This window comes from Chryseobacterium binzhouense (assembly GCF_007474545.1).
In the GTDB taxonomy this organism is placed as follows: domain Bacteria; phylum Bacteroidota; class Bacteroidia; order Flavobacteriales; family Weeksellaceae; genus Chryseobacterium; species Chryseobacterium binzhouense.
Map to the genome: position 1 here is coordinate 272,961 of NZ_VKOG01000002.1, position 26,793 is coordinate 299,753.

The window sequence follows — 26,793 nt, forward strand, 5'->3', positions numbered from 1 at the left end:
TCCCTTTTATTTTGCCCGTATACTATGTTACTAAAATATACTACGAGGTATATGAATACCTTTTGTCCGTATAATGCCTTCCTGAAATTTTGGAGTTTCTTTCTGCTTTTCCACTTGCTCCAGAGCATCTGCTTTTTTATCTGGCGAAAGGGATAATTGTATCTTCCGGTCAATGCCCGCTAATTCGGTTTTTAGTTCGTTTAACCGCTTCTCTTTAGGCCAAGTACCATTAACAACCTCCTGAAGTATCGGTATATTTTTTTGGAACTCTGCCATATGTTCCTGTTCTTTTTTGATATAAGTTGGCAATTTTTCCAATGCCCTTAGAAAGTTCAGCGAAGCTGTTTCAGGTTCTTTAGCCATTACACCATTGTTGAAAGTGTATTTAATATTTCCCTCACCCTGTATAAAAAAACGGTTATGTTTTTCAACAAGACTGCTACTGTCTTTTTGTGTCATTTCAGTTTTAACCAAAAGCTGAAAACCATAAAGGCTGCCGATTTCTTTATAGTCACCACCTGTATGGGCTTTGTCCGCCAATTCATTGAGTTTCGCTCCAATCTGTTTTACATTTGAGGTTGGCGGCAGGTCGGTCAGTTGAATTGCATTGACAACTGTACCGTCCTGTTTTTTCTGAATACGTCCTTGAAGGTTAGTCCAATCAAGGCTCATCCTGTCAAAGCGGGATTGAGCTTTACCCAGTTCTGCCGTAAAATCTTCCAGCTTGTATTTCGCACTTGATTTGGAACGGTTAAACGCCTGTTTTTCGCTTTCCAATCCTGCAATCTGTTTTTCTACTTTGGCTTTATCCAACAGGTCAGTATTTCCCGAAAGAATTGCTACATATTCTGAGAAATTCATTCCCGATTTTTCGTCCATACTGCCCTCATCAATAGTACGTTTACCGAGATTATTGGATTTTAATTGGTCGATAAATAACTGTTTATTGAACAACAGATTAAACTTATAACTATCTAGTGATTTTTCAACGGCATAGATAACTACATCTACTTTATTATCGGCAAAGAACTTGGCAATCTCATTGCCTTTGCGGATTGCTCGACCATCACGTTGGGCAAGGTCACTTGGTCGCCAAGGTGTGTCCAGATGATGAATGGCAACAGCTCTTTTCTGTGCATTGACACCTGTACCGAGCATACTTGTTGAGCCGAATAACACACGGATTTTGCCCTCATTCATTCCTTTAATCAGTTCCTTACGTTGGTTGTCCGTTTTTGCTTCCTGTATAAAGCGTACTTCGTTTGCAGGTATACCGTGGTCTTCCACGAGTTTGCGTCTAATTTCGGAATACACATTCCATTCATTAGGCTTATACGTTCCCAAATCCGAGAACACGAACTGCGTTCCTTTCTGTGCGTTGAATTTGTTGTAATATTTGGCAATATTACCTGCACAATGTGAAGCCTTGCTATCGGGATGGTCTTTGTAAGCTCCGCTTACCATTTGCATATCTAATGACATCTTACGGGCATAGTCCGTAGCAATCAGCATCTTTGCTTTTTCTTCTGTTGGAGATAAGGGCGGTCTTCCCAACAAGACTGCATTTCCTGTTTTGGCAAATTCCATCAGTTTTTTAATAAATACATCCTGGTCGGGAGTTGGTGGAATGTTATACAGGATTTCATTTTTTACAGGTCGGTCGATACCAATATCCTTTGCAGTACGATAATCTGTAATTTCCGAATAGAACTGTGCAAGCTCTGGTACTTTGATAAAGTAGCGGAAACGTTCTTTTGCCACGATATTATTGGCAACCGAAAACTCATAGTCAGTCGTTTTTCGGGCATAGATTGCAGCCCAAGCATCAAAACAGTTAATGCCTTGTTTTTCCAATGCTCGTGGTCGCAGGTATTTGAACAGGAGGTACAATTCCGTTAATGAATTGCTGATAGTCGTTCCCGAAAGAAAGGTTGCCCCCATATCCGCATCGGTACGATCCTGTATGGTTCGGATAGCAAACAATAGGTTCAGAGCTTTTTGGCTACCGTCCGCGTTACCCAATCCCGCTACACGACTGTGACGGGTGTTGAACATCAGGTTTTTAAACTGATGGCTCTCGTCGATAAATAAATGGTCTATGCCCATCATTTTAAAATCGACAATATCATCTTTGCGATTTTCAATATCGTGCTGTAAAGTCTTTAGCTTTACTTCGAGGTTTTCTTTCCGTTTAATGGACCCGGCAAGCATACCTCTTGTTACTTCAGCTCCCTGCGACTGCATCGCATCGAGGTTTCGCTCCACATTATCCAATTCTATTTCGAGGATTTCCTTTTGAATTTCTGGCGATTGCGGTATCATACCGAATTGGTCGTGTGTTAAAATCACACAGTCCCAATCGTTGTTTTTAATATCTCCGAAAATTCGCAGGCGTTTTTGCGGTGTAAAATCTTCTTTGCCCGGAAAGAGGATTTTAGCGTGCGGATAGGCAGTGCGATAGGCTTCGGCGATTTCGTGCACATTACTTTTCAGCCCGATTATCATTGGTTTATGAGCAAGTCCCAAACGCTTCATTTCCTGTGCTGCCGTACACATTATCAATGTTTTTCCTGTACCTACTTCGTGATCGCAGATAGCACCGTTATTGAGTTTAATCATCAATACGGCATCTTTTTGACTTCCGTACAGGTCTTCAATGCCCAATGCTTTACGGTCTAATCCCGGAAACTCCTGATGGCTTCCATCATAGTTTGGGCGAACAAAACAATTAAACTTATCATTGTATTGGTCGGTTAGCCTTTTTTTAAACTCATTGCTCTGTGCGTGTAACCAATCGGTAAAAGCGGTACGTATTTCGTCAATCTTAGTGTTTGCCATCTGTATGGCTTCCATATCCTTTACTTTGACTTCCTTGCCGTCTATTTCGACTTTTTTGGTGATATCGGGCGTCGTATTGACAAGAGCGTGTTTGAGCAGAGCAACGCCATCAAACGTCCTGCTTTCAGCCTTTACCGCATATTTTACCCATATATTTTGATTGCCCCGATTACAGATTACGGAAAAATCATCGGAACTGTCGGAATAATGGATATTCACTTCCGCATCGAACAGGTGTGAAGCAAATTTGGCATAAATACCTGTGGGTATCCAGCGTTCACCAAGGTTAAAGTCCAGTTCCTCAAATTCGATACGTCTTGGTCGGGCTTCTTCCAATACCATAAGGCTGTGCTTTGCTTCGGTATCTTCGGGATTGCTTTCTACATATTCTATTATTTCCTGTGCTTTTTCTACCACGTTACCGGCTATCCAGCGTTCGGAAATTTCGTATTCACTTTGCAGGGGATTATAAAAAATACGACCGTGCAGAGCATCTTTCAAGGCATCTGCAGACATACTGCTGATTTCGGACATATAGTCCAAATCAACACTTCCGTATTTATTCAATGAGGATGCTAATGCTTCTTCGGGATTATCGGTTGCTAATGTTGTCGTGGAAAAACTTACAGGATGGCTGAAAATATCCGCTTTATGGATAACACTCCCTTTTACACGCTCCAAATAAGGGATTTCTTTTCCGGCACTATCCGTCTTAATCAGCTTGATATTATCGGCACTGTTCAGACTACCGTACCTTTTTACAAAAGCATCGTACAGTTGGTTTAAATTTTCTCTTTCTGCCTTATGTTCGGTTTGTAGTTCCGCTTCTTTATTGTAAAGCTGTTGGTAAATATCACGTACTCCGATATACGCTTCGGCTCTTGCTTTCTGTAAAGAAGGTAATTGCAATGGGTAGAACATTGCAGTTTTATCCACTTTATCTACTTCCTGTAAATGACCTACCCAACCATTATCAACCACAAGGCAATCGTTACGATGGAACGATTGCAATTCGCCACTATACGGAGCAGGCTTAGGAATGGCTGCAAGAACAGGTACGGAAATAGCTGGTTTATCAGCCTGGTCATTTCCGTTAGACTGCGAAAATAAATCGCGAATAATTTCCTGTTTTGTTCCGTTGGGTGGAACGATTCTATTGACCGAGCCATTGGAAACTGAAGGCGTATAAGGTTGCTGCATTGCTGAACTGAACAGGTCGATTTGGCGACCAATGTTAGCCCGTTGTTTTTTGGTAGTTTGCTTTTTAGATTTCGTTGCTTTCTTTGGTGGAGTTAAAACCGCTATGTTTTCATCATCATTTTCAAACAGGTCGAAAATGCTTAACTGTTTTAATTCCTGCGGACTTTCCAGTATGATGGCTGATTGTGTTAAACGATGTTGTTCCGGCTGAATGATTTCACGCTCTTGAATTTCACGTTCAATAACTGGAGGTGTAACAATGGGCTGTGTCGGAATTTGAACAATAGGTTCATCATTCCGTTTTTCTTTGTACAAAGACAAGTTTAAATGCTTTCCAAAATCATCGGAAAGCATCTGTTCAAGGCTATTTGCAATGCCCTCAACACCCTTGTTGTGTGTATAGATTAAAGCAGGTTGCCCGTAAGGGTCGGTAGCTACTTTCCAATGTGTATGTACAATTTGTCCACTTTTATCTAACAAAGCATTGCTTGGCGTACCGTAGCCTGTTTTCGTACTTTGGCAAAATAAATCTTCTCTTTCGGTCAGACCTTGTTTTGCTGTGTTCCTTTGCAGGATAATCAAATCGCTTCCTACTTCTGTACCTGCATATTCTGTAAACAGATTGTTGGGCAGACGGATAGCTGCAACCAGGTTATTATCCTGCATCAACGCCCTGCGTATGGGTTCGTTCTTTGGGCTGTTAAGTATGCCTTGCGAAGTGATATAAGCCAATATACCGCCATCACGGAGCATATCAGCACCTTTCAGAAAAAAGTAATTGTGTATGCTTCGGGCAGCCTGAACCTTTGCACTGTCCTTACTTCGGGAATAGGAAAGGTCGAATACAGAAGTATCGCCGAACGGGATGTTACTGGCAATTACATCATAGCTGTTTTGCTCCCTTTCAGGTATTTCCTCGAACCCGCTTATACGGATATTGCTTTCGGGGTAAAACTGTTTTAAAATCTTACCTGTAAGCAAATCCTTTTCATAAGCGGTAACACTCGCTTTTTGGTTTTCATAAAAGGACTGTATAAATGAGCCAATACCTGCGGAGGGTTCGAGAAATTTCTGAATGTTCAGACCGCTATCACGCAAGGTTGTGGAAATAGCATCTATAACCTGTGGCGGTGTATAAAAAGCCGTTAGTACAGAACTTTTCATACTATCCACATACCTGCGATATTGCTTATCGTCTTGGGAATTTTCTTTGAGTAGTTGGTGGAGTTCCTGCGTAGGCAGGAAAAGGTCGTGTTCCGTTTTTCTCCAATTATTGATGTCTATTTCGTTCTCTACGGGGTTCAGAACGAATTTAAGACCGCCAAATCCGCTGTATTGCATCATTAGCAGTCTTTCGCCTACGGTGGCTTGACGGTTCTCCTTTTCCAGTTTAAAAGCAATTCGCAGGGCATCAATGTTCTGTTGGAGATGTTGGCGTTTACTGAAGCCCATTTTCCTCTATCCATATTGCGATGGTTCCGGTCAGTTCGGTATAGAGCAGGTCAAACTCTGTGTCATATGTGAAATCATCGGTTAGCTCATATCTTTCGAAAACAGGCTCACACACAGGAAACATTTTCAGGGCGAACGGTCGCAGTTCCTCGTCTGCCATTATGGTATCAAACTCATTGCACACGACTTGAAACACGGTATCAAACTTGGAAAAATGCAGGTTTTCAAACAGGATATAATTCGCTATTTCGCTGCACTGCTCAATAGTATTTCCCGAACTGAAAGCACCCTCATAGGCATTTGCTGCCCACGATGCACGTTGCTCGATAAATTTTTTATCATTCGCCTTTTCGGGGAAGCTATTGTTTAATAATTCTTGCAGTCGTAATCTGAAATACGAGAGGTCTTTTTGCTGTATATTCATACTATACTTTTTATTTAGAATTTTGCTCAATGCCTAAAATTATAGTAGCAGATAAGTTCCTTTGCAGAAGTGGTAGGCTTTGGCTTTGAGAGGCGGGATTTGGCGTGACCTCGTAAAATACCAGAGGAATTAATTTGTATTTTTGAACTGAGAATCTGAATATATATCAGAGGAAATGCTTATAACCGAACAACATAACGATCATGTTTGAAATTAGTCATAGAACAGAAGTGGTAAAATGTCCAAATCCTTCCTGTCCAAGAAATATCCAATTGTCAATTGGTAAAGTACCGGGCGGTGTTAACGATAGTGGAGGGTGGATATTGCAGTGTGATAACTGTGGTACAAAGTTTCCTTATAAGGTAAAGAATCCGGACGATTATTCTTCAGTCAAATCTGGAGCAAAGATTTTAGATTCTTGGGATAATGATGTTCCAGAGTCAAAAATAATGACGTTAAAAAAACATGACTTAGATAGTTTCCCTGAAGATTTTAGTTTCGACAACTTACTATTTGTTCAAACGGGAGAATATGAAAAACCTACTTTTAGCGATATTGAAGAAAATATCTTTTTCTGTCCGGGATGCAAAACACACCTTGAACCAATCCTATATGCTCAACTTTCTGATAAGTTACCCTCGATAAACAAGTCAATAAATTCATACTTAAACTATTACCTCAAAGGAAGAGCTGGAAACCCGGACAGTATCATTGTTGTAGTAGATTATCAATGCTCTTGCGGATTTAACACGAAAGGAGTTTTATATAAGGACTTTATAGAAAGGGAATTGCCTATAGAGGAAGAGCATCAACTGATACTGATAGATGTGATAGGTGCAGATTTGGAGTTCACAATAGATGGCGTTTACGATAGGGATGATTGCTTGTCAATTCTTCAGAAGCTATTAATAAGATGGCAGGTTTACTACAATAAAGTTTTTTTAGCAGTTCCCTTTATTGGTTTTGACTTTAAGAATAGCGAAGCACAACGTGTTGAGCTTTGGAATTGGATACTAAAAAACACAATTCCGCATAAAACAACCTTGCTAACGAGAAAAGCGACCCTTACATCTTTCCTTGAAGGTTCGGCTAATACAGGTATGGACATTAATGTTCTTAAAGATTACGGACTTTTAAATCCAACTGTAGATGAACTAACTGATAAGAAGGCTTTGTTCAAACGTGATTTTCATGCAAAATTCTATGCGGGTTTTGATAGAAAAAACGCTGAGGTCTTAGTAGGTTCCTTTAATATCCACGAGGGAACTTATGTGGAAAACATTCACTTTAAGTCGTATGATTTTGGTGACTTTTTCAAAAAGTATATTCTCAAAATGAATATTATTTTCGATCCTAGAATTATAGACGAGGAAGGTGAATTTCTATTGATTAGCGAACATGAGGACCGGAAAGAATTTATTGCGAAAGTCGAAAACTATACAACTTCGAGGCGTGAAAAGATTTACGAATTGATTAATCCAAAGTGAATTATACTGATAGAAAATAGTAAGAAAAACTAACCAAATAAATCGAGAAACTATGTATGGAATTACCCATAAGATAAATGATCCAGGTTTATATCTACTTAGTGATATAGTCGAGGAACAGTTGAACACACATGAAAAAACATTAGCCGCTACACCAGCGGAGAATAAAGAAATAATCGCTCAATTGGAATATGCGATTTCAATATACCGGGGTGAGCTGGAAAAATTCAAACAGGAAATTGAGGATCAGAAAAAGGAAAGATTTCAATTCTCTGTTGAAGAGATTTATGCCATGTATGGTCAATACGAACGAAAATTCATCAGTATTGAGTTCCACAAATACAGCGAATCAGCGCAAAAATATGGACGTAACATTTCGGGTATTATATTGTATGGAAAGGCAGAACGTGAAGCACTGGAGCAAGTCATTAAATCCGGGAATGTGCCCCGAACAAATGGCCTTGTAAAATTTGACTCCACAGATGAGCATTTATCAAAGGAACAGCAAGAACAACTAAAGAATGAAGGATTCATTAGCGGTGATATTTATGAAGTTTTAGCTACGAATCTTCCTGCCCCAAAAGCCTTCGGACAAGTCGGCAAGAAAGAAATACCAAACACAATTGAAATAAAAATGGACCCCACAGGATTTGATGTGAACCGATCAAATCATTGGCTGTTAGGACAAAAGATTAAAAGTGGATATCCGCTAACTGATGATGAATGGGCTAAGTTTTGCGGTCTATCATTTTACTTAGAACCTGAATCAGCGAACTTGGATATTATAAAGAATAAAGGATTTTCAGAAGATGGAAATAAAACCTATTTATCTCGTTTTTTTGAGTTGGAAGCTAAATTATACGCCAAAGATATTTCTGCGGAAGAAATACTGGAGTTTAATGAGTTTTTGAAGGAGCGTAAAGCTGTGCGTATTGAAGCTGTCGTCAAAGAAATTAAGCGTTCTACCAATAAGACTTTAGAAAAGTTCAAAGAAGAATACCCGGAAATTTACAAGGCTCTTGAAATTTCCAGGATTGAGTTTGACAATGAAACTTTGGCTTATCATAACGTTGTTAAGCCTATCTATTGGGATTACGAAGGGTTTCTTCACATCTATCTGCGTCATTGTGATGAATTAGCCATCGAAGGCCACTTTGAGAATAAAACGAAATTTCAGTATTCTTATAAGGACATAAGGCGTATTCTAAAAATCGCCATTGAGAACCTCTTACCACAAATAAACGACAGGCTATCGCAAGGCAAGGATTTCAGAATTTTCGGGGACAAATCGCTATACTTTAACGGCAATCACTATTCCTTGCATGTTTTGGGAAGTGGCAGGATTGCAGCTTTTCATCCTTTGGAGAATCCCCAAGAGGAGGCTAAGTAAACTAATTTATAAACCGTTCAGAAATTGTAACATATTAGCGACCTCAATATCCATTCTTGAAAAGGCAAACCATTTTTTGCCCAGATCTTTAAGTGATGCTCCGATATGGTAAAGCTCCGTATTGTCAATAATCAAAAATCGGTCGTGTGCATCAGAGAAAATCTCAACTTCAATTGGAGGATATTGGTTGTTATACCGTTGTAAATCCAATTGGAGCTGATTGTTGATGCTTTTGGTATAGATTTTTACCGTTACAGTATCCTTGCGTTTGCTCAACAAGGTCAGTACCGTATCGTCCACATAATTATCAAGCAGGATAATGGAGCTTTCAGCACTTCGGATAATATCAGAAACAAAGGTATAGGCATCGAAAATTTGTCCGTTGTAAAAGATACCTTTTTCGCTGTGGAGCTTGTCGTTTTCCAAAGCCTTAAAGATTTCCTCAAATTTTTGATCGGCTTGTAATTGCTTCAATTCAATCTTATCCAAACGATGAAATAAAGAGGCGTTACTGATTAGCATTCTTCTCATTTCTACGAAAGCTTCCATAATTTCAACGCTCACTTTAATAGCAATATGTGAACGGAGTATAGCAGATGCCATGCAATACCTTGTTCGGTAAAAGCATAAGGTAGATAACGTCTTCCACCATAGTTTAAACTTGAGGTTCCAATTTGGAACCTCAAGTTTTCAAATTCCTCATCTGTCAATTGAAAGCAAAATGAAATAGGAAACCTTTCCATATTTCTTTTTACCGCTTTGTTGAGGTTCTTTGTTTCCACTTGGTATAAGGAAGCGAGGTCTCTATCCAGCATCACTTGCTTTCCACGTATGGAATAAATCAGGCTCTTGATTTCCGTTGTGCTAATGGTAGGTTTGTTTTCCATTACTTTTTGTAACTTTTGTTTTTTTCAAATTCAAAAGAGGTTTTGTATTCTTCATCCAATATGATAAAGGCATCGAATTTCTTTCCTGACTTGCTTTTCATTCCTTTGATGAGAGAAGTTTTGCCTTTACTGATAAGGCTTTCAATATCAGTTATGCCGATTTGTACGCCACACACATTACGGAACTGTATCCAATTACAAACTTCATCAGGACACTTTACAATTTTATCCCGTATGATGAGTTGCTGGCTTTTACATTTCGGGCAATTCAGTTTAGGCAGGTTGTTTTGAGCAATGGAAGTTTGCAGGAGTTCGTCTGTTATGGACTTCGCATAGATTTCCATTTCTCTCAAAAACACTCTTGCATCAACTTCGTTGTTTTCAATTTTCTGTAAAGCCAATTCCCATTCGGCAGTCATTATTACATCTGCAATTTTACGTTCTTTAACCAATTCGTAAACCTGTAATCCTTTCTCCGTTGGGATCAAGGATTTCTTTTCTCTTTCAATATAATTACGGGTAAACAGGGTTTCAATTATTGCCGCCCTTGTAGCAGGCGTACCGATACCGATATTTTGCAGGGCTTTCCTTTCTTCTTCATTTTCGATTTCCTTTCCTGCATTTTCCATTGCCGACAATAGCCCGGCTTCTGTATAAAGTACGGGCGGTTTGGTTTTCTTTTCCAAGCAAACAACTTCTTTAATTTTCAGCTCATTGCCTTTTTTCAGTTCGGGCAAGTTTTGTATTGGTTCGGCATCATCGTCCGAGAAATTACCTTTTATGGAACGCCATCCTGCCTCTAATATCTTACAGCCTTTCAGTATAAAATCGTAATGTGATGCTTCCAGTACTATATCCGTAACTTCTTTTATACAGGCTTGTGAAATGGCTTCGAGCAATCGAAAGGCAATCATATTGTACACCTTTGTTTCATAGGCACTAAGGGCAGATGGAATTTTGTCAGTTATCAGTAACCCGTGATGGTCTGTTACACGCAAATCGTTTACGATACGTTTATTAAACCGACCCCATTTTAATTTTGATACCGCTTGCTTAAATTGTTCATTATCCTGTAATGCTCTTACAAGGTTGGGAATTTCAGTCCACATATCTTCAGGAATGTATTTACTTCCGGTACGGGGATAGGTAATAAATTTTTGCTCGTAAAGGCTTTGGGCAATATTGAGCGTTTGCTCGGCAGACAGGTTAAGTTTTTTATTAGCTTCTTTCTGCAAACCTGTAAGGTCAAATAATAAGGGTGATTGCTCCGTTACGTTCTTGCTTTCCGCCGACACAACAATTGCAGTTCTCTGTCTTTGGATCAACTTCAAAGCATCTTCGGCAAACTTTTGTTCGTCCCATTTCTTTTTAGAGATACTTTTGAAATCAATACTGTCTTTGTTGTGTGATAGCTGAATTTGCCAATATTTCTTAACAGAGAAATTTTTGTTTTCCAGATAGCGTTTGCAAATCAAGGCCAATGTAGGTGTTTGCACTCTGCCCAGCGAATAAATACCATTGCCTGCCGAGATACTTAGTGCCTGTGTAGCATTGATGCCCACCAGCCAGTCAGCACGGCTTCTGCCTTGTGCTGCCTGAAACAATCCGTCAAATGCTACACCATCTTTTAGGTTGTCAAAACCCTGTTTAATGGCTTTTTCAGTTAATGAACTAATCCAAAGCCGTTCAAATGGTTTCTTGCATTTCAGGTGTTCATAAATATAGCGAAAGATGAGTTCGCCCTCACGTCCTGCATCGGTAGCAACGATAATACTATCGCTTTTTTTGAACAGTTCTTTAATTATATTCAGTTGCTTTAATGCTCCTGTATCGACCTCGTAGCCTTTGTCTTTTTTGACCCTGCGAACGGTTAAAACAAACGGGTTCGGGAGAATGGGCAATGAAGCCTTGTCAAATCCTGAAATCCCGTAATCTTCGGGCATTCCTAAGCCAATTAAATGACCGAATGCCCAGGTAACAAAATAGCCATTACCTGTTAGGTAACCGTCTTTTTTATCAGATGCTCCCAATAAGCTGGCTATTTCTCTTGCTACGCTTGGTTTTTCTGCGATAACTGTTTTCATAACTAACTTACTTTTTTACCTTTTGATTTTGCTGGAGCTTGGGGTTTTTCCTGTTGCTTTTCATTTTTTGGTCTTTGCTGTCCTTTTTGCAAAGGTTCTTTCACATTTTTGGTTGCTTCGTTGGTTTTTCCTTCAGAATTAACCGCAGTTTGTGTTTTGTGAGCTTCGGTAGGTTTTACACGTTCCTTATATTGATTTGGGAACTCAAAATTGGTTTTTCCATCTTGCTTATTGAAAGTGATGTAACCCTGGTAGGGCTGGTCCTTTTTGTCTTTCAACTCAATATATACGGTTTGTCCGTCTTTGAATTTGTTGTACTGCTCATCAGTCAGTTCCTTACCTCTGAAAGTTCTCGGAGCTTCGTGCGATTGCTTTTGTTGACTGGTTTGCTTATTACTTTGTTGCTTATTTTGGGATTGCTGGTTATTGTTGTTTCTGTCAAACAAAAACTCAACAAATCTTTTGTCAGCATTATACTGAACATTTGCATCAAAGGTGGTTCCCTTTGTAGAAATCATTCCCTCGATAAACAGAGGTTTCCCCTCCATTAAGGTTTGTTTTTGCACATCGTTCAGTTTTATCCCCTTTAATTCATCAGGGATTTTGATAAATTCTGTTTTTAAAGCAATCAGCTCATTGGTAAGCCTGTCCACACTGATAATGGACGGCATCATTTCTTCTGTTTTGGGATTTTTCAAATTTACCACACGCCCCATATTACCCGTATCGAGCAAGTTCTTTTTGTCTTCTTCGTTAAACTTGTGTCCAAAGAACTCAAAGTTTAAGTTGGGTTCACGTCTGATACCGTGTACTGCCGCCACGATACTTCCATCCGGTGTAGGCTGTAACGATAAACGGGCATCTGTGCGAACTACCGCACCGCCAAGATTAACGCTAATGGGTACAAGCTCATTGGTCTTGTAACCTTTCAATAATGGTTCAAGGAGGTTCTTTTTTTCAAGGTATTCCTTACTTAATCCGAGATTGTTCATTGTTTCCCAATCAATCTGTTCTGGCTTGAAACGGTATTCGTTTGTTTCCGGTGTTGTCTGTGTTGTTGCCATATCATTTTTATTTTCTTGTTTTTGTTCTTTTTCGGGTTCATTTTTCACCTCGTGTTTTTCCATTTCTTTTTTACCCTCCGGTGTAGGGTTATCTACCTGTTTTTGAAATTTTTTTGCCTTTTCTACAGCTTCTCCTGCCGGCACTTTAAAGAATGTGAAATTGGTAGGATCTTTTAGCTGTCTCCAAAAATTGGATAGGAAATTGGAAACGAAATCGCCGTGTTTGTCCACACGCATAAAATCAGATTGGTTCTTTTTAGTAGGGTCAACGGTTTCCATTTTGCCGTTTTCGTCAATGCTCTTTACGGCTTGGATTTTCATTTTTTCCTTATCCAATATTAACAGTATGTCCGACAGTTGTTCTGGTGCGTTCTGAACAGATTGCTCGGAGGTTTCCTGTTTCTTTGTTTCTTCGCTCATAATCTGAAAATTTTAAAGTTTTTATGCCGAAAGTAAAGGAAGTGCTTCCTGCTTAGCCTAAAGTGGCAGTCAATGGAAATGTTTGGCTTTCATTGGCGTTCTGTTCTATTTATTAAAGCTCTCTCTGATAAACTGATGTACATCTGATAATTTATAATACAATTTCCCGCTAATCGTGTAATATGGGAGCTTCCCAATAGAGCGATAACGTTGCAGAGAACGATTACTGACTTTCAGCATTTGCAAAATATCCTGATTGTCGAGTAGTTCCTCTCCATCAATGGTATTTCGTTTCTTTTTTAAATCGTCAATATTGTCGCCCAACATATCAAATCTGTCCATGATGCGTTCCATCCACGATATAAATTCCATTCTATCAATATTCATAGCACATGTTTTTAAGGATTTATTTTTTTGTCTGTTTTCAGCTTTCTGCCTTTTGCCATAAGTCATCTTAGCTTGTATCATTCAGCCTTTGTAGATAATCAGTAATAGTATTTATCCAGTTATTAAGCTGTATCCCTGCTGCTGCTTCAATAGTTATAATTTTCATCGCATTGCTCTTTAATGTTTACAATGCAAAATTGAGAAAGGTGGCAGTGTTTGTCTGCCAAGCCTTGCCAATTGGTTTAGCGGTTTTTTGAAAATTTTACAATTTGACGGAAAGCCTTATTTAATAAGGCTTTCGTTAGATTTTCCGATTTGAGCCATGGTAAAACAAGCCTATATATGCCAATTGGCATATATGGGCAAGTGTAAACACAAAAAAGCAATACGGGATGCGTATCGCTTTTAAACTCTTTATTGATGGGGTGTTTATAAGTCCTTATCCATATATTCTTCCAATGCCTGTTTCAACTGGTCTAAAAACAAGGTGCGAGAGCCTGCACGGGTTTTCATACGGTGGAATGCGTGATGCACATCGGTCAGTGGTATTCGAAACAACACTTGTGAAATAGCAGTGAGCTTCCGGATGCCTAACTTACCGTCCGAAATAGCACCAGATGCGTATAGGGCATACGTTAGCTCAATCAAAGCATTCTTGCTGTCCGTCCAAGATAGCTCTTTAATTTCGCTGGTGCTGCTGAAAAATGTATCAGAGTTTTCTTCGGGACTGATTTTGGTTAAGAGGTAGGCATATAACAGGTCGTTGGAGAGAATACGAGCTAATTTGTAATCGTAATAGGTTGAGAAAAGCGGGTCGATTTCAAACACATAACTATTAAGCCCTTCGAGGTAATTTATCTGCCCCCGTTTAAAATATTCTTGGTCTTTATCTATTCTGCCTGAACGGTAGTATCGGTAAAAGTGGGAATTGCAGATATGTTCCCTGAACTCAATCTTCAGCTCTGTTAAATGTTTCGAGAAATAGTTGCGGTAGATTTTTCCATTATTGACCGGGCACGAGGTTTCTATCCGGTACAGTTTATTATAGTAAATTAGCTTTCCGAGGATTTGGGGCTTAGTCATTTTAAAGAATTCAATCTCTTTTGCCTCGTTCTCAAATCCCGAACTTAACACATATTCTTTTGCCGAAACCAATAGCTCCTGAAGAAAGACCGTCATTTGAAAAGCTTCTTCAATTAGTCCCGAGCACGTGACTGAGAGTTTCCGTTCTTGCTCCTGAATTTCGCTAACAATATTGTTTATTGACTTTCTCATAAAGGAAGATTTTATTATCAATATCGGTATCACACAAATTTTACCAATAAATAGTAATTTAATAACCAATGTGTCCCTACAATGGGAAAGATTTTAATCGTTTTTCATCGGCGGTTTATCACTTAACCACCCATAAACGATAAATACTAAATTATTAATCATAAATTTGTATTTGTGTATTTATGTAAATTAAAAACTGACTTTGTGATATATGGGGACATTGTTTATAAAAAATATGGTCTGCAACCGTTGTATTCTCGTTGTTCAGAACGAACTCGATAAGCTCGGTTTAGAGGCTAGTAATATAAAATTGGGAGAAGTTTCTCTCGTGAAAGATCTGACTACAAAAGAACGAGAAGCAATAGAAAGTGCGTTAGATCCCTTAGGTTTTCAGGTCATTGATGACAAGAAAAGTCGCATGATTGAGAAGATAAAAAACGTTATCATTGAATTGGTACATCATCAGGACAATGACGTAAAAACAAATCTTTCCGATGTTTTAAGTGATGCATTACATAATGATTATAATTATCTTTCTAATTTGTTTTCTGATATTGAGGGTACAACTATTGAAAAATATTTTATAGCTCAAAAAGTAGAAAAAGTGAAAGAACTTTTAGTTTATGATGAGTTATCATTAAGTGAAATTGCCGATCGCATGAACTATTCAAGTGTGGCTTATCTAAGTAATCAGTTCAAGAAGGTAACAGGTCTTACACCTAGCCATTTTAAACAAATTCGAGAAGACAAACGTAAGCCTTTAGACGAGGTTTAAGTAAATCTTACAAATCAAACCCATAATTTCACAATAAATATCTATCTATTTATTGTCAATTTTGTATTGTAAAATAAAGCAATCGAAATATGGCAACAAATAAAGAAATAATTTACATACCTCTAGAGGATGTAGAAAGCGAACACTGTGCATTGATAGTCGAAAAAGGACTAGCGCAAGTAAAAGGCGTTGAAAGTCAAAAAGTTGAAATCAATAATCGCAGAGCTGCTATTACGGTTAAGGAAGAAGAAGTAGTCGCTGATGCTGTAAATGCCATAAGAGATTTAGGTTATGGTGTACCAACAGTAAAAGCTAGTTTTCCGGTTTTGGGAATGACTTGTGCTTCATGTGCAGGTAGTGCAGAAAGTGTGGTGCGTTATGTACCTGGTGTTGTTAATTCTTCTGTAAACTTTGCTACTGGAAATCTGTCTGTTGAATATTTTCCAAATATGACAGATGCCAATGCTATTCGAAAAGCTGTTCAAGCTGGAGGCTATGACTTGTTGATTGAAGATGAATCTAAACAACAAGAAACATTAGAAGCCATCCACGAAAAGAAATTCAAACAGTTAAAAAATAAAACCACTTGGGCGATCATTCTATCATTACCTGTAGTTGTTATAGGAATGTTCTTTATGGATATGCCTTATGCCAATGAAATTATGTTGGTATTTTCTACTCCGGTAGTGTTATGGATTGGTCGTGATTTTTTTATCAATGCCTGGAAGCAAACCAAAAACAAATCTGCTAATATGGATACTTTAGTAGCGTTGAGCACTGGTATCGCCTATCTGTTCAGTGTTTTCAATATGGTATTTATGGATTTCTGGATGGCAAGAGGCATTCACCCCCACGTGTATTTTGAAGCTGCAGCGGTTATTATAGCCTTCATTCTTTTAGGTAAGTTATTAGAAGAAAAAGCAAAAGGAAATACTTCGACTGCTATCAAAAAATTGATGGGATTACAGCCTAAAACCGTTATCGTCATTCAAAAAGATGGTACAGAAAAACAAACGGCTATTGAAGATGTAAATGCTGGCGATATTATTTTAGTAAAGCCAGGTGAGAAAATTGCTGTGGACGGAATGGTGATATCTGGTAACTCTTATGTAGATGAAAGTATGTTGAGTGGCGAACCCGTTCCTGTATTGAAAAAAGAGAAAGAAAAAGTATTTGCCGGAACCATCAATCAAAAAGGAAGCTTCCAATTTGAAGCCGTGAAAGTGGGTAAAGAAACTATGCTTGCACAAATCATCAGAATGGTGCAAGATGCGCAAGGTAGTAAAGCTCCAGTGCAAAAATTAGTTGATAAAATTGCAGGTATTTTCGTTCCTGTAGTAATTGGTATCGCCATTTTGACTTTCGTTTTATGGTTGATTTTAGGCGGGGACAATGGAGTTGTACAAGGTCTGTTAGCCGCCGTTACGGTATTGGTTATTGCCTGTCCTTGTGCTTTAGGATTAGCTACTCCAACTGCGATAATGGTAGGCGTTGGTAAAGGTGCAGAGAAAGGTATCTTGATTAAAGATGCTGAAAGTTTGGAATTGGCTAAAAAAGTGCAAGCTATCATTTTAGATAAAACAGGAACCATTACCGAAGGTAAGCCAGAAGTAACCGGTATTACGTGGTTGAATAATGATGATACTACTAAGAATATTTTGTTGAGTATTGAAAAACAATCAGAGCATCCATTAGCGGAAGCGGTAGTAAAAAACTTAGAAGGTACATCAACCGTAAGTTTGAGTGGATTTGACAGTATTACAGGTAAAGGTGCAAAAGCCGACTACAATAACGAAACTTACTATGTTGGAAACAAAAAGTTATTGTTTGAAAATAACATTAGTATTCCTACTCAGTTACAATCTCAAGCTGATGAATGGGGTAAAGAATCTAAAACGGTAATTTGGTTTGCCAATAGTAAAGAAGCACTTTCTGTAGTGGCTATTTCTGATAAAATTAAAGAAACTTCAGTAGCCGCAATTAAAGAATTGCAAGGTATGGGTATTGATTTATACATGCTTACAGGCGATAATGAAGCAACAGCAAAAGCTATTGCTGAGCAGACTGGAATTGGTCATTATAAAGCAGAAGTATTACCACATCAGAAAGCAGAATTTGTAAAAGAACTACAGGCCCAAGGCAAAGTAGTTGCAATGGTCGGTGACGGTATCAACGATAGTACAGCTTTGGCAACAGCCGATGTAAGTATCGCAATGGGTAAAGGTTCCGATATTGCGATGGACGTAGCAAAAATGACCATCATCTCTTCCGATTTGACTAAGATTCCACAAGCGATCAGATTGTCAAAACAAACAGTAGCTACCATCAAACAAAACTTGTTCTGGGCTTTTATTTACAACCTTATAGGTATTCCAATTGCAGCAGGTATATTGTATCCAATTAATGGTTTCTTATTGAATCCGATGATTGCAGGAGCTGCAATGGCTTTAAGTAGTGTAAGTGTGGTGAGTAACAGCTTGCGCTTGAAGTGGAAGAAGTAAATCTTACAAATCAAACAAAAAATATCGAAATAGTTTAAAACGTTTTGCTGCTGATATTTGCAGTAGCAAAACAATAATTATAAAAATATGGGACAAGAGCATAACCACTCGCATACCGCGAATAAACGGACATTAACCATCAGCTTGGTGATCATTACAGTCTATATGATTGTAGAGGTTGTTGGTGGATTGATTACGAATAGTCTTGCACTATTGGCAGATGCCGGACATATGTTGAGCGATGCTATATCTTTGTTCATTGCATTAATGGCTTTTAAATTCAGTAGCAAAATAGCCGATTATGCTAAAACCTATGGATATAAACGCTTTGAAATATTGGCAGCCGTTATCAACGGTGCAACACTAATATTGATTTCTGGATATATTATCTATGAGGCTATTGAACGTTTTCAGAGTCCGCCAGAAATCCAGTCTAGTGGGATGTTGATTGTAGCATTTATAGGATTACTGGTTAATATCTTGGTGGCCTGGATCATGATGCGTGGAGCGGATGTAAAAGAAAACCTCAATATGCGTGGTGCCTATCTGCATGTTATCAGTGATATGCTAGGATCTGTAGGTGCAATTATCGCAGCCTTACTTATTATGTTTTTCGGATGGGGTTGGGCAGATCCTTTAGCAAGTATTATCGTCTCTATCTTGGTTTTAAGAAGTGGATATCTGGTTACCAAATCATCTGTCCATGTATTAATGGAAGGAACACCTGATAATATCGAAATTGAGAAGGTAGCAGACGAAATTTTAAAAACCGATGGTGTCCAAGCTATCCACGATTTGCATATTTGGACAATTACAAGTGGGTTAAATGCGCTTACTTGTCACGCTGTGGTAGATGAACAAATGACAATTGGTCAAAGTGAGCTACTTCTTCGAAAAATAGAACATGAATTGGAACATTTAGGTATTAATCACGTAACTATTCAATTAGAGACACCCCAACATCAACATGATAATTCAATATTATGTAGTGTAAAAGCTGTTCCTTCAGCACATGACCATCAGCATTAAACTTAAAAATCATTCAATAGTACTTAAATAAGATTTAATCTTTAAAAAATAAATAAAATGAAAATGAACAAATTAATGATATCGGCTTTAGCCTCTTTAGCCATTCTCTTTACTGCTTGTGGAGGTGATACAAAAGCAGGAAAAGACGGACACGCACATACAGAAGGCGATGGACATAACCACGCTACAGAACAACAAGTTGAGAAGTCTGCCGATAAAATTGCGGCTAAAGACAGAAATGAAAAAGGTGAATTGATCGATGCCCACGGACACTTGATAACCGGTTGTCCTGGACATAAGGAAATGGTAGGATCTGAAGGCGATATGTGTCCAAAATGTGAGTATATGACGATGATTCCTATCACTTGGGATATTGCTGGGGTAGATACGGTAAGGGTAACTTCTTTACCTGATTATAATCCACCTGCAGACAAGTTGAAAAAGTAATCATTATAAGCTTTATTGTTATTACGTTTGCTAAAACGGTGGTTTCTGAAAGAGGAATTGCCGTTTTGTTTTTATTTTAATGATAATTATAAATGTAATAAACTGAAGTAATTATTTAAATGCAATTGTTTTTACATTTAATAGTGAGGTTGTGTTTTAAATTTTAATAACATTTTCTAATTCAAAAAAACAGTTAAGCAAACTGATTTTTGAGATATAACCATAAGCATTTGGTCTGTATAAAAGTTTGATTTATTGTTAATTATTTTTTTTAATTTTAACTTAAATCCGTAAATCTTACAAAAATTATAAAAAATGTTACAACTGTATTTTCATAAAGTAACAGTAATTTAGAATTTCATCTAAAAAGTTTATTATGATACAGACAAAATTCCAATCGTGTATAGAAGCCTGCCTTGACTGTGTGGCGATCTGTAACCAGTGTGCTATTGCTTGCTTAAATGAGAAAGAAGTAGCTCATCTAAAAAAATGTATTCAACTCAATTTAGAATGTGTTGCAATTTGTCAGGCAGCAGCCAATATTCTAAGTCTTGACGGTAAATTTAGTAAAGACATTTGCAAACTTTGTATGGAAATTTGCAACGCTTGTGCTGAAGAATGTGAAAAACATGTTGCTATGGGAATGGAGCATTGTAGAGAATGTGCCGAAGCTTGTAGAAAATGTGCTCAAGCTTGTGAAGAAATGATGGCAGCATAATCTAATAAGTATTTTTCGAAAAAAAAAGAGGGTATTACATCCTCTTTTTTTTATGTCTTGTACAATCAGTAAATATCATAAAACTAATAAAGAAAAGTATAATGGAAAGCTTGGTTGCAATACCGAAATTTGCAGTATAGAAGTTATAATTAAAGTAAAAACAAAATGTTGAACATTATTAATAGAATTATTTTTGGATTAACTCACTACCACAGTGAGAAATCTGATTGTTGTTGTCACTGTTGAGGACTATATTCAAACCCGATAATACACTTTACTTTTTCTGGGTTTGGCAAATACCAATCCAACTCAAATTGATAAACAATTTTTTAATTCTTACAAATATTAATAATGAAACAAAATATTCAAGAGAGTGCCCTTGAGACAGGTTTGTCCAATCACTCTAAAACTAAAATAAAAAAATCCCCAGCCATTGTTATTGCATTAGCATTTATCGTCTTAGTATTTGATGGCTATGATTTAGTAGTATACGGAACAATAGTAAAATCTATTCTAGCTTATGAAGCATGGGGGTTAACTACCGCTGAAACAGGCTCTATAAATAGTCTGGCTCTTGTGGGAATGGCAATAGGGTCACTTACTGTTGGCTACCTTACAGATTTAATTGGACGTAGAAAAGTTTTAATTGGAGCAGTCACATTTTTTTCTCTCTTTATGATTGCGACGGCGTTGGCTCCTACACCGTTTCTGTTCGGGCTTTTTCGCTTTATTTCTGGTTTAGGTCTCGGTGGTGTAATCCCTACAGCAGTAGCTACAACAGTAGAGTTTTCAAGAGCAGGGCGTAAAAATTTCAATAACGCTTTAATGTTTTCCGGTTATTCTATGGGAGGTATTTTCGCCGCATTGTTGGCTATCGGTTTAGTAGAAACAATTGGTTTCCGTGGAATGTTAGGGATCGGTGCATTGCCATTAATTACCGTTGTACCACTATTACTCTATTATCTCCCTGAAAGTCCGGTATATTTAAGATCAAAAGGTCGCATTAGAGAAGCAGATACAATTATAGCAGAATACGGCTTAACACCCATAGAACCAACTTCGCCAATTAAAAAAGAAGTTCGGCAAGTCGAAAAAAAACGCAATCCTTTATTGGCAATCTTTACAGGTCGCTGGGCATTGATTACAATTGTGTTTTTGCTCGCAGCTATTTCTGGTCAGATTTTAATCTATGGACTTAATACGTGGTTGCCTACGTTATTAACTATTGCAGGTTATTCGGCTACTTCAGCATTAACGTTCTTGTTGGTCACGAATGCTGGAGCAGTAGCAGGTTCGCTAATTGCTTCCCCATTGGCAGACAAGTTCGGAGCAAAAAGAGTTGTTTCAGCGGCATTTGCGATGGCAGGCATTGCATTATTCCTAATGGCTCTTGGCTTTAGTACAGGAGACGGTAATGGATGGTCTATGAGCCTTACTTACCTGCTTGTAGCCGTAGTTGGTTTCGGCTCCATAGGTGCACAAATTTTGTTGAATGGCTTTATCGCTACCTATTATCCCGATGCCACTCGTGGTACAGCTTTAGGTACTATCCTTGCAGTAGGTCGTATAGGTGCAGCAGTTGCAATCATTCTTGGCGGTATTCTTATCGCATCAGAACTGTCCAACTTTGCTAATTTTGCCGTGTGGGCAATACCTGCAATTCTTGGTACTATTATCGTATTGAGCATTCCAAATAGTCAAAAGTAACCTTATAAAATTAGAGGAACAGACACCCGTTGTAATAATTACAACGGGTGTTTTGCATTGCATCAACAATACAATTTTGCAATTCAGTAAATATCATAAATCTAAAAAGGAATTGCATAATATTTAGGATAACAATTGTGCTGAAATTTGCAGTATCAGATAACAATTTTAAAATTACATAGAAAATGAAAAAGTTAGTTTTAGGCTTGTCAGTAATCATATTTACTGCCTGTAACAACAATAAGAAAACAGAACAAAGTGTACAGGAAAACAATCAGCCTGTATTAGAACAAACAACTGTCCCGACAGAACAAGCAAACGAAGTTGAGTTGACCATCAGTGGCGGTGATGATATGAAATTTGATAAAACCGAACTTAAAGTAAAAGAAGGACAAACTGTAAAGCTGATTCTTAAGCATACCGGAAAAGCTCCGATTGAAGCAATGGGACATAATGTTGTTATTCTTGCACAAGGTACAGACTTCAATGCTTTCGCTAATGCAGCAATCAACGCTAAAGATAATGGCTATATTCCAAAAGAAATGGAAAAAGCCGTTATTACCAAAACAGATATGATTGGTGGTGGACAAACTGCCGAAATTACTTTTACTGCTCCTGCAAAAGGTTCTTATGATTTTTTATGCTCTTTCCCAGGCCACTACATCTATATGAAGGGTAAGTTCATTGTAGAATAAAATCATAATTTTAAAATCAGTAAAAGTCACAAATCTTACAAGGAATACCATAATAATAAGTATCAAATTAAGACGGAAATTTGTTAAACATTAAAAATAAGATAAAATGAAAAATTTGGAATTAAGCATACCAGACATGCAAAGTGCTCACTGCCAATCAAGAGTAAATGGAGCAATCAAAGATATTAATGGCGTTACTATTGAAAAATTAGAAGCAGGGAAACTTGCTGTTTCAATAGAGAATGATAGTGTGAAACAAGAGTTGGTCCAGGCTATTGAGAAAGCTGGCTACAAAGTAGATGGCGGAGATAGCGAAAAAACGTCAAGCTGCTCTTGCTGCGTGTAAGTTCAATATTGCTCGGGGATTTGCTGAATATATCCCTGGGCTTTTCTCCATTTACTCTTAGGGTACCAAAACAGTGTTTCCCAATCTCTAACATAAAAAGTTATGTTACATCAATTAAAATTAGGTGACTGTTCGGATGTAATAACGAAAGTACACCGGGTAGCAGATCAGATTATTCAGACCCAATTGGATACAGGTTCATCTGCTCCGTTTGCGATTCAGATAACAAGCGAACTCAATACGGATTATCAAGAACTGAACAATCTGTTTCTTTTAAAATGTGATGTCAGCCTTGAAATTATATTTACAAAGCGAATAATTGAAAAGGTAAAAGAATTGCTGGTATATACCGAGCAAACTATCACGCAAATTGCAAAATCGTTAGGTTATAAAAAAGCTTCGGAGCTTACCGAGCAATTAAAGACCTATACAGGATTAACGTCTGCCCATTTCAAACAGATAAGAAAAAACAAGCTGGCAATTATCAGAAGACAGCAAGAAAAGTAAAACGAAATTTAATTATCAAATATCATGTTTTGATGAACCTCTCTTTGTGAACAACAAGTAGAGGTTTCCTTTTAAAGATAACAAAGCAGATAGAAATTATTTAAAATGAAGAAATTTACGTGGCGAACCCATAAAACTGTGAAGGAAACACAGGATACTCTGACCATATACTTTGAAACAGATCAACAACAATTTTCCTACTTGCCTGGTCAGTATCTAAACATCAGATGCACCATAGATGGAGAGATAGTAATTAGGTCGTATTCATTTAGTTCCAAACCCTCAGATCCTAATCCAGCTATTACAGTAAAAAGAGTAACTGGAGGAAAAATGAGTAACTATATTTTTGAAAATGCAGACCAAATAGAAATATGGGAAATTGAAGCACCGTTTGGGAATTTTGTTTTGGAAGATACAATAGCTGGACAATCCAAAATAGTTCTTTTGGCCGGTGGTAGCGGTATCGCACCTTTATTCTCTATGCTCAATAGTATTGATAGTAGTCGTCAAATTCCCTTACTGATATACAGTAATAAAACGCCAAGTGAAACTATTTTTTATAATGAACTGGAAACTTTAGAGATAAATGAAAGTCTCGAAATATGCTATTCCTTTACTTCCCCCGAATTTATCTCTACTAAAATCAATCATATTGCAGGACGATTCTCTCTATTGGTACTTCGTTCCATAATCAAACGACTTGTTCCTGAAATAAACGATGCCCATTACTACATTTGTGGACCTACCGGCTTAATGGATTTATATAAAAATGCCTTAACAGGACTGAATATTCCAGAAGAAAATATTCATTTGGAATATTTCGACCCAGTTCCAGTTGATGTGGGAGATTTGGAAACTGACGGTGTTGTAAAAGATGTGATTGTAAATTACTATGAGGACTACTACGAGAATGATGAAAAGCAGACCTATGAATGCACATCACTCATTGAGGTGCAGCCGAAGCAATCTCTTTTGGATGCAATGAAAGAGCATCATATCAAAGTAGCGAGTTCCTGCAAAAACGGAACCTGTGGGGCTTGTTGGGCAGTAAAAACAGATGGCGAAGTACGGATGCTCCATAATGGGGCTCTGACAGAACAGGATATTGCCGAGGGAATAATTTTATTGTGCCAAAGCTATCCGACAAATGCGGATGTATGTGTAACTGTATCGTGAATAAGAAAAACGATATTGATTAAATAATATGCTGTTAAGCCTTTAATTTGATATTAAAATACTGACGACATATCGAAATAGCTAGAGATGTGCAACTTACTCTTTTGTAACTACTTTAATTCCGTTCATAAGCAATTCTAATGTTCGCTCAATGGCAGATTGACCAGACATCTGAACATATGCAACTGCGCCACCTACCATTGATATTAATATCAGTAAATCTTTTTCACAACAAAAGTCATCTCGTAATAAGTTGCTATTTTTTGCGAGTTGAATTGGTTTTTCGAAAATCTCAAACAATCTGGAAGAAGTCAAGGTTTGTTCCTGTCCGTTGATATAAGGTAAAAAGTTATGATATTCCACCCGTTGTATCAATACCTTTTTTAACAACAGATAGAATCCATTTTTGTTTTCATGCAATGCTTTAGCGTATAAATCAAGTTGATCTAGATTGTAATGAAATACTGCCGACACAAGAGCTTCCCGATCCGGAAAATGACGATAAAAAGTCATTCTGGAAACATCAGATTCTTTGGCAATTTCAGTCAATGGAATATCTATTCCTTTCTCCATGAATAGATTCAAAGCAGTTTTTACAATTTTTACTTTATTTTGAACAGAATCGGATCTAGCTTTCAAATTCATATAATGATTTTAATTGGTGCAAAATTAATAATTTTTTAAATGTTACACTATGTAACATTTATTTGTTATTTGTTTATCTTTGATAAGAAACAATAACTTCAATATCCTATGAATGCAATTAATCCTGATAAAGTATTTTCACCCACAAAACTAGGACCTATTATTCTTCCGAATCGGGTTATAAAAGCGGCAACTAGTGAAGGTAGAAGCCCTGACGGAAAAGTTACACAAGCATTAATAGACTTCCATGTGGGCTTTATACAAGGAGGGGTTGGTATGACAACTATTGCCTACTGCGCTATTTCCGCAGAAGGTTTTGCAGCACCGGGAGAAATTTTGATGATTCGTGAAAATATTTCAGGCCTCAAACAATTTACGCAGGCGATGCATAAGGCTGGCGGAAAAGCCTCCGCACAGTTAGGGCATGCCGGTCCCGTGGCCACCAAACAAATCACAGGTGTACAACCAATCGCTCCGTCAAGGTTTAGAAGTCCTTCTAGTTTTCAGGTTTGTCGTGAAATCGGCCGAGAGGAAATGAAAACCATTATCAGGCAATTTGCGGATGCCGCAGAAGTCGCTGCTGATGCCGATTTTGATGCGATCGAACTTCATTTTGGACATTTATATCTGGTATCTTCTTTTTTTAGTCCCTGGATCAACAAAAGAAAAGATGAATACGGCGGTTCTATTGAAAATCGTACACGTTTTGCAAAAGAAATCCTCCTTGCGGTAAAAGAACGGGTGAAAGACCGCCTGGCAATTATTGTTAAAATGTCTATGGATGATGGTATTAAAAACTCAATCTGGTTAGATGAGTCCACACAAACAGCAAGAATTCTGGACGAAACAGGCGCTGTTGATGCGTTTGAGCTAACGATGGGATCTTCGGTAAAAAATCAAATGTATCTGTTCAGAGGTGAAACTGATTTAGAGGGCATGTCAAAAACACAGAAAGGAATTTTCAGATTGGGGGTAAAATGGTTTGGAAAATTAGTGTTAGGTGAATACCCGTACGAACATCTTTATATGCTTAAATCGGCTCGTCAATTCCAGACAGTAGTGAAAAATGCCCAACTGATTCTGTTGGGAGGAATTAATGATTATGCGCATTTGCAAACGGCTATGCAGGAAGGTTTTGACTTTGTTGCGATGGGAAGGGCGTTACTTCGCGAGCCTGATATCATCAATAAATTAAAAGATAATCCGTTGGGAAGAGGAAGATGTATTCAATGCAATAAATGTATGTCCACTGTTTTTCAGACAACCAACTGTGTTTTTATACCCAAATACGCCACTTCTTCTAAACTACCTGTATAAATTATAATTAAAAAAGACTGAA

Annotated in this window: 22 protein-coding genes; 13 read left to right on the top strand and 9 right to left on the bottom strand. The window is 37.8% G+C overall.

Translation table 11 applies throughout. The features are described 5' to 3' along the window. Positions 1-30: 30 nt before the first annotated feature. Together FNE73_RS07050 and FNE73_RS07055 are read right to left on the bottom strand one after the other, a co-directional pair. Positions 31-5,490: an N-6 DNA methylase gene (locus tag FNE73_RS07050; RefSeq protein WP_143884053.1), complete on the bottom strand. Its 5,460-nt coding sequence runs from the start codon at positions 5,488-5,490 to the stop codon at positions 31-33. Next, complete coding sequence (locus FNE73_RS07055; protein ID WP_143884054.1) at positions 5,477-5,914, bottom strand: DUF1896 domain-containing protein; 438 nt, start codon at positions 5,912-5,914, stop codon at positions 5,477-5,479. Before FNE73_RS07055 ends, FNE73_RS07050 begins: the two co-directional genes overlap by 14 nt. 203 nt (positions 5,915-6,117) lie before the next feature. On the opposite strand from FNE73_RS07055, the gene FNE73_RS07060 reads away from it, so the two are divergent. Beyond that, complete coding sequence (locus FNE73_RS07060) at positions 6,118-7,401, top strand: hypothetical protein (protein WP_143884055.1); 1,284 nt, start codon at positions 6,118-6,120, stop codon at positions 7,399-7,401. 52 nt (positions 7,402-7,453) lie between these two features. Continuing rightward, complete coding sequence (locus FNE73_RS07065) at positions 7,454-8,791, top strand: hypothetical protein (protein ID WP_143884056.1); 1,338 nt, start codon at positions 7,454-7,456, stop codon at positions 8,789-8,791. 6 nt (positions 8,792-8,797) lie between these two features. Here FNE73_RS07065 and FNE73_RS07070 read toward each other — a convergent pair whose 3' ends face one another. From FNE73_RS07070 to FNE73_RS07095, 6 genes are all read right to left on the bottom strand, one after another. Next, on the bottom strand, positions 8,798-9,394 hold the full coding sequence (locus FNE73_RS07070; protein ID WP_286651097.1) for a hypothetical protein: 597 nt from the start codon (positions 9,392-9,394) through the stop codon (positions 8,798-8,800). Continuing rightward, positions 9,352-9,678: an ORF6N domain-containing protein gene (locus tag FNE73_RS17060; protein WP_286651098.1), complete on the bottom strand. Its 327-nt coding sequence runs from the start codon at positions 9,676-9,678 to the stop codon at positions 9,352-9,354. Before FNE73_RS17060 ends, FNE73_RS07070 begins: the two co-directional genes overlap by 43 nt. Beyond that, positions 9,678-11,762, bottom strand: coding sequence for a type IA DNA topoisomerase (locus tag FNE73_RS07075; RefSeq protein WP_143884057.1), 2,085 nt, complete (start codon positions 11,760-11,762; stop codon positions 9,678-9,680). The genes FNE73_RS17060 and FNE73_RS07075 overlap by 1 nt, the downstream gene beginning before the upstream one ends. A gap of 2 nt (positions 11,763-11,764) precedes the next feature. Further along, complete coding sequence (locus FNE73_RS07080; RefSeq protein WP_143884058.1) at positions 11,765-13,246, bottom strand: DUF3945 domain-containing protein; 1,482 nt, start codon at positions 13,244-13,246, stop codon at positions 11,765-11,767. Between the two features lie 105 nt (positions 13,247-13,351). Next, positions 13,352-13,633: a helix-turn-helix domain-containing protein gene (locus tag FNE73_RS07085; RefSeq protein WP_143884236.1), complete on the bottom strand. Its 282-nt coding sequence runs from the start codon at positions 13,631-13,633 to the stop codon at positions 13,352-13,354. 429 nt (positions 13,634-14,062) lie between these two features. Then, positions 14,063-14,908, bottom strand: coding sequence for an RteC domain-containing protein (locus FNE73_RS07095; protein ID WP_038330900.1), 846 nt, complete (start codon positions 14,906-14,908; stop codon positions 14,063-14,065). Positions 14,909-15,119: 211 nt separating this feature from the next. On the opposite strand from FNE73_RS07095, the gene FNE73_RS07100 reads away from it, so the two are divergent. From FNE73_RS07100 to FNE73_RS07145, 10 genes are all read left to right on the top strand, one after another. Further along, the gene (locus FNE73_RS07100; protein ID WP_038330902.1) at positions 15,120-15,683 is read left to right on the top strand and encodes a helix-turn-helix domain-containing protein; all 564 of its coding nucleotides are present in this window, start codon (positions 15,120-15,122) and stop codon (positions 15,681-15,683) included. Positions 15,684-15,772: 89 nt separating this feature from the next. Next, complete coding sequence (locus FNE73_RS07105; protein ID WP_143884059.1) at positions 15,773-18,184, top strand: heavy metal translocating P-type ATPase; 2,412 nt, start codon at positions 15,773-15,775, stop codon at positions 18,182-18,184. Between the two features lie 87 nt (positions 18,185-18,271). Continuing rightward, on the top strand, positions 18,272-19,213 hold the full coding sequence (locus FNE73_RS07110; RefSeq protein ID WP_143884060.1) for a cation diffusion facilitator family transporter: 942 nt from the start codon (positions 18,272-18,274) through the stop codon (positions 19,211-19,213). A 63-nt stretch (positions 19,214-19,276) separates the two neighbouring features. After that, on the top strand, positions 19,277-19,660 hold the full coding sequence (locus FNE73_RS07115) for a hypothetical protein (RefSeq protein ID WP_143884061.1): 384 nt from the start codon (positions 19,277-19,279) through the stop codon (positions 19,658-19,660). Positions 19,661-20,036: 376 nt separating this feature from the next. Beyond that, positions 20,037-20,378, top strand: coding sequence for a four-helix bundle copper-binding protein (locus FNE73_RS07120; protein WP_038330913.1), 342 nt, complete (start codon positions 20,037-20,039; stop codon positions 20,376-20,378). A 351-nt stretch (positions 20,379-20,729) separates the two neighbouring features. Beyond that, positions 20,730-22,085, top strand: a complete 1,356-nt coding sequence (locus FNE73_RS07125; RefSeq protein WP_143884062.1) for an MFS transporter — start codon at positions 20,730-20,732, stop codon at positions 22,083-22,085. Positions 22,086-22,270: 185 nt separating this feature from the next. After that, positions 22,271-22,780, top strand: a complete 510-nt coding sequence (locus tag FNE73_RS07130) for a plastocyanin/azurin family copper-binding protein (protein WP_143884063.1) — start codon at positions 22,271-22,273, stop codon at positions 22,778-22,780. 106 nt (positions 22,781-22,886) lie between these two features. After that, on the top strand, positions 22,887-23,126 hold the full coding sequence (locus FNE73_RS07135; RefSeq protein WP_038330917.1) for a heavy-metal-associated domain-containing protein: 240 nt from the start codon (positions 22,887-22,889) through the stop codon (positions 23,124-23,126). Between the two features lie 102 nt (positions 23,127-23,228). Continuing rightward, positions 23,229-23,633 carry a helix-turn-helix domain-containing protein gene (locus tag FNE73_RS07140; protein WP_052217452.1) on the top strand — a complete coding sequence of 135 codons (405 nt, stop codon included), beginning with the start codon at positions 23,229-23,231 and terminating at the stop codon, positions 23,631-23,633. A 105-nt stretch (positions 23,634-23,738) separates the two neighbouring features. Continuing rightward, entirely contained in the window at positions 23,739-24,809 is a 1,071-nt protein-coding gene (locus FNE73_RS07145; RefSeq protein ID WP_143884064.1) for an iron-sulfur cluster-binding domain-containing protein, read from the top strand. Between the two features lie 96 nt (positions 24,810-24,905). On the opposite strand, the gene FNE73_RS07150 is transcribed toward FNE73_RS07145, so the two are convergent. After that, on the bottom strand, positions 24,906-25,454 hold the full coding sequence (locus FNE73_RS07150) for a TetR/AcrR family transcriptional regulator (protein WP_143884065.1): 549 nt from the start codon (positions 25,452-25,454) through the stop codon (positions 24,906-24,908). Positions 25,455-25,562: 108 nt separating this feature from the next. Between FNE73_RS07150 and FNE73_RS07155 the strand changes: the two genes are divergently transcribed. Continuing rightward, positions 25,563-26,771, top strand: a complete 1,209-nt coding sequence (locus FNE73_RS07155; protein ID WP_143884066.1) for an NADH:flavin oxidoreductase — start codon at positions 25,563-25,565, stop codon at positions 26,769-26,771. The last annotated feature ends 22 nt before the right edge of the window (positions 26,772-26,793 follow it).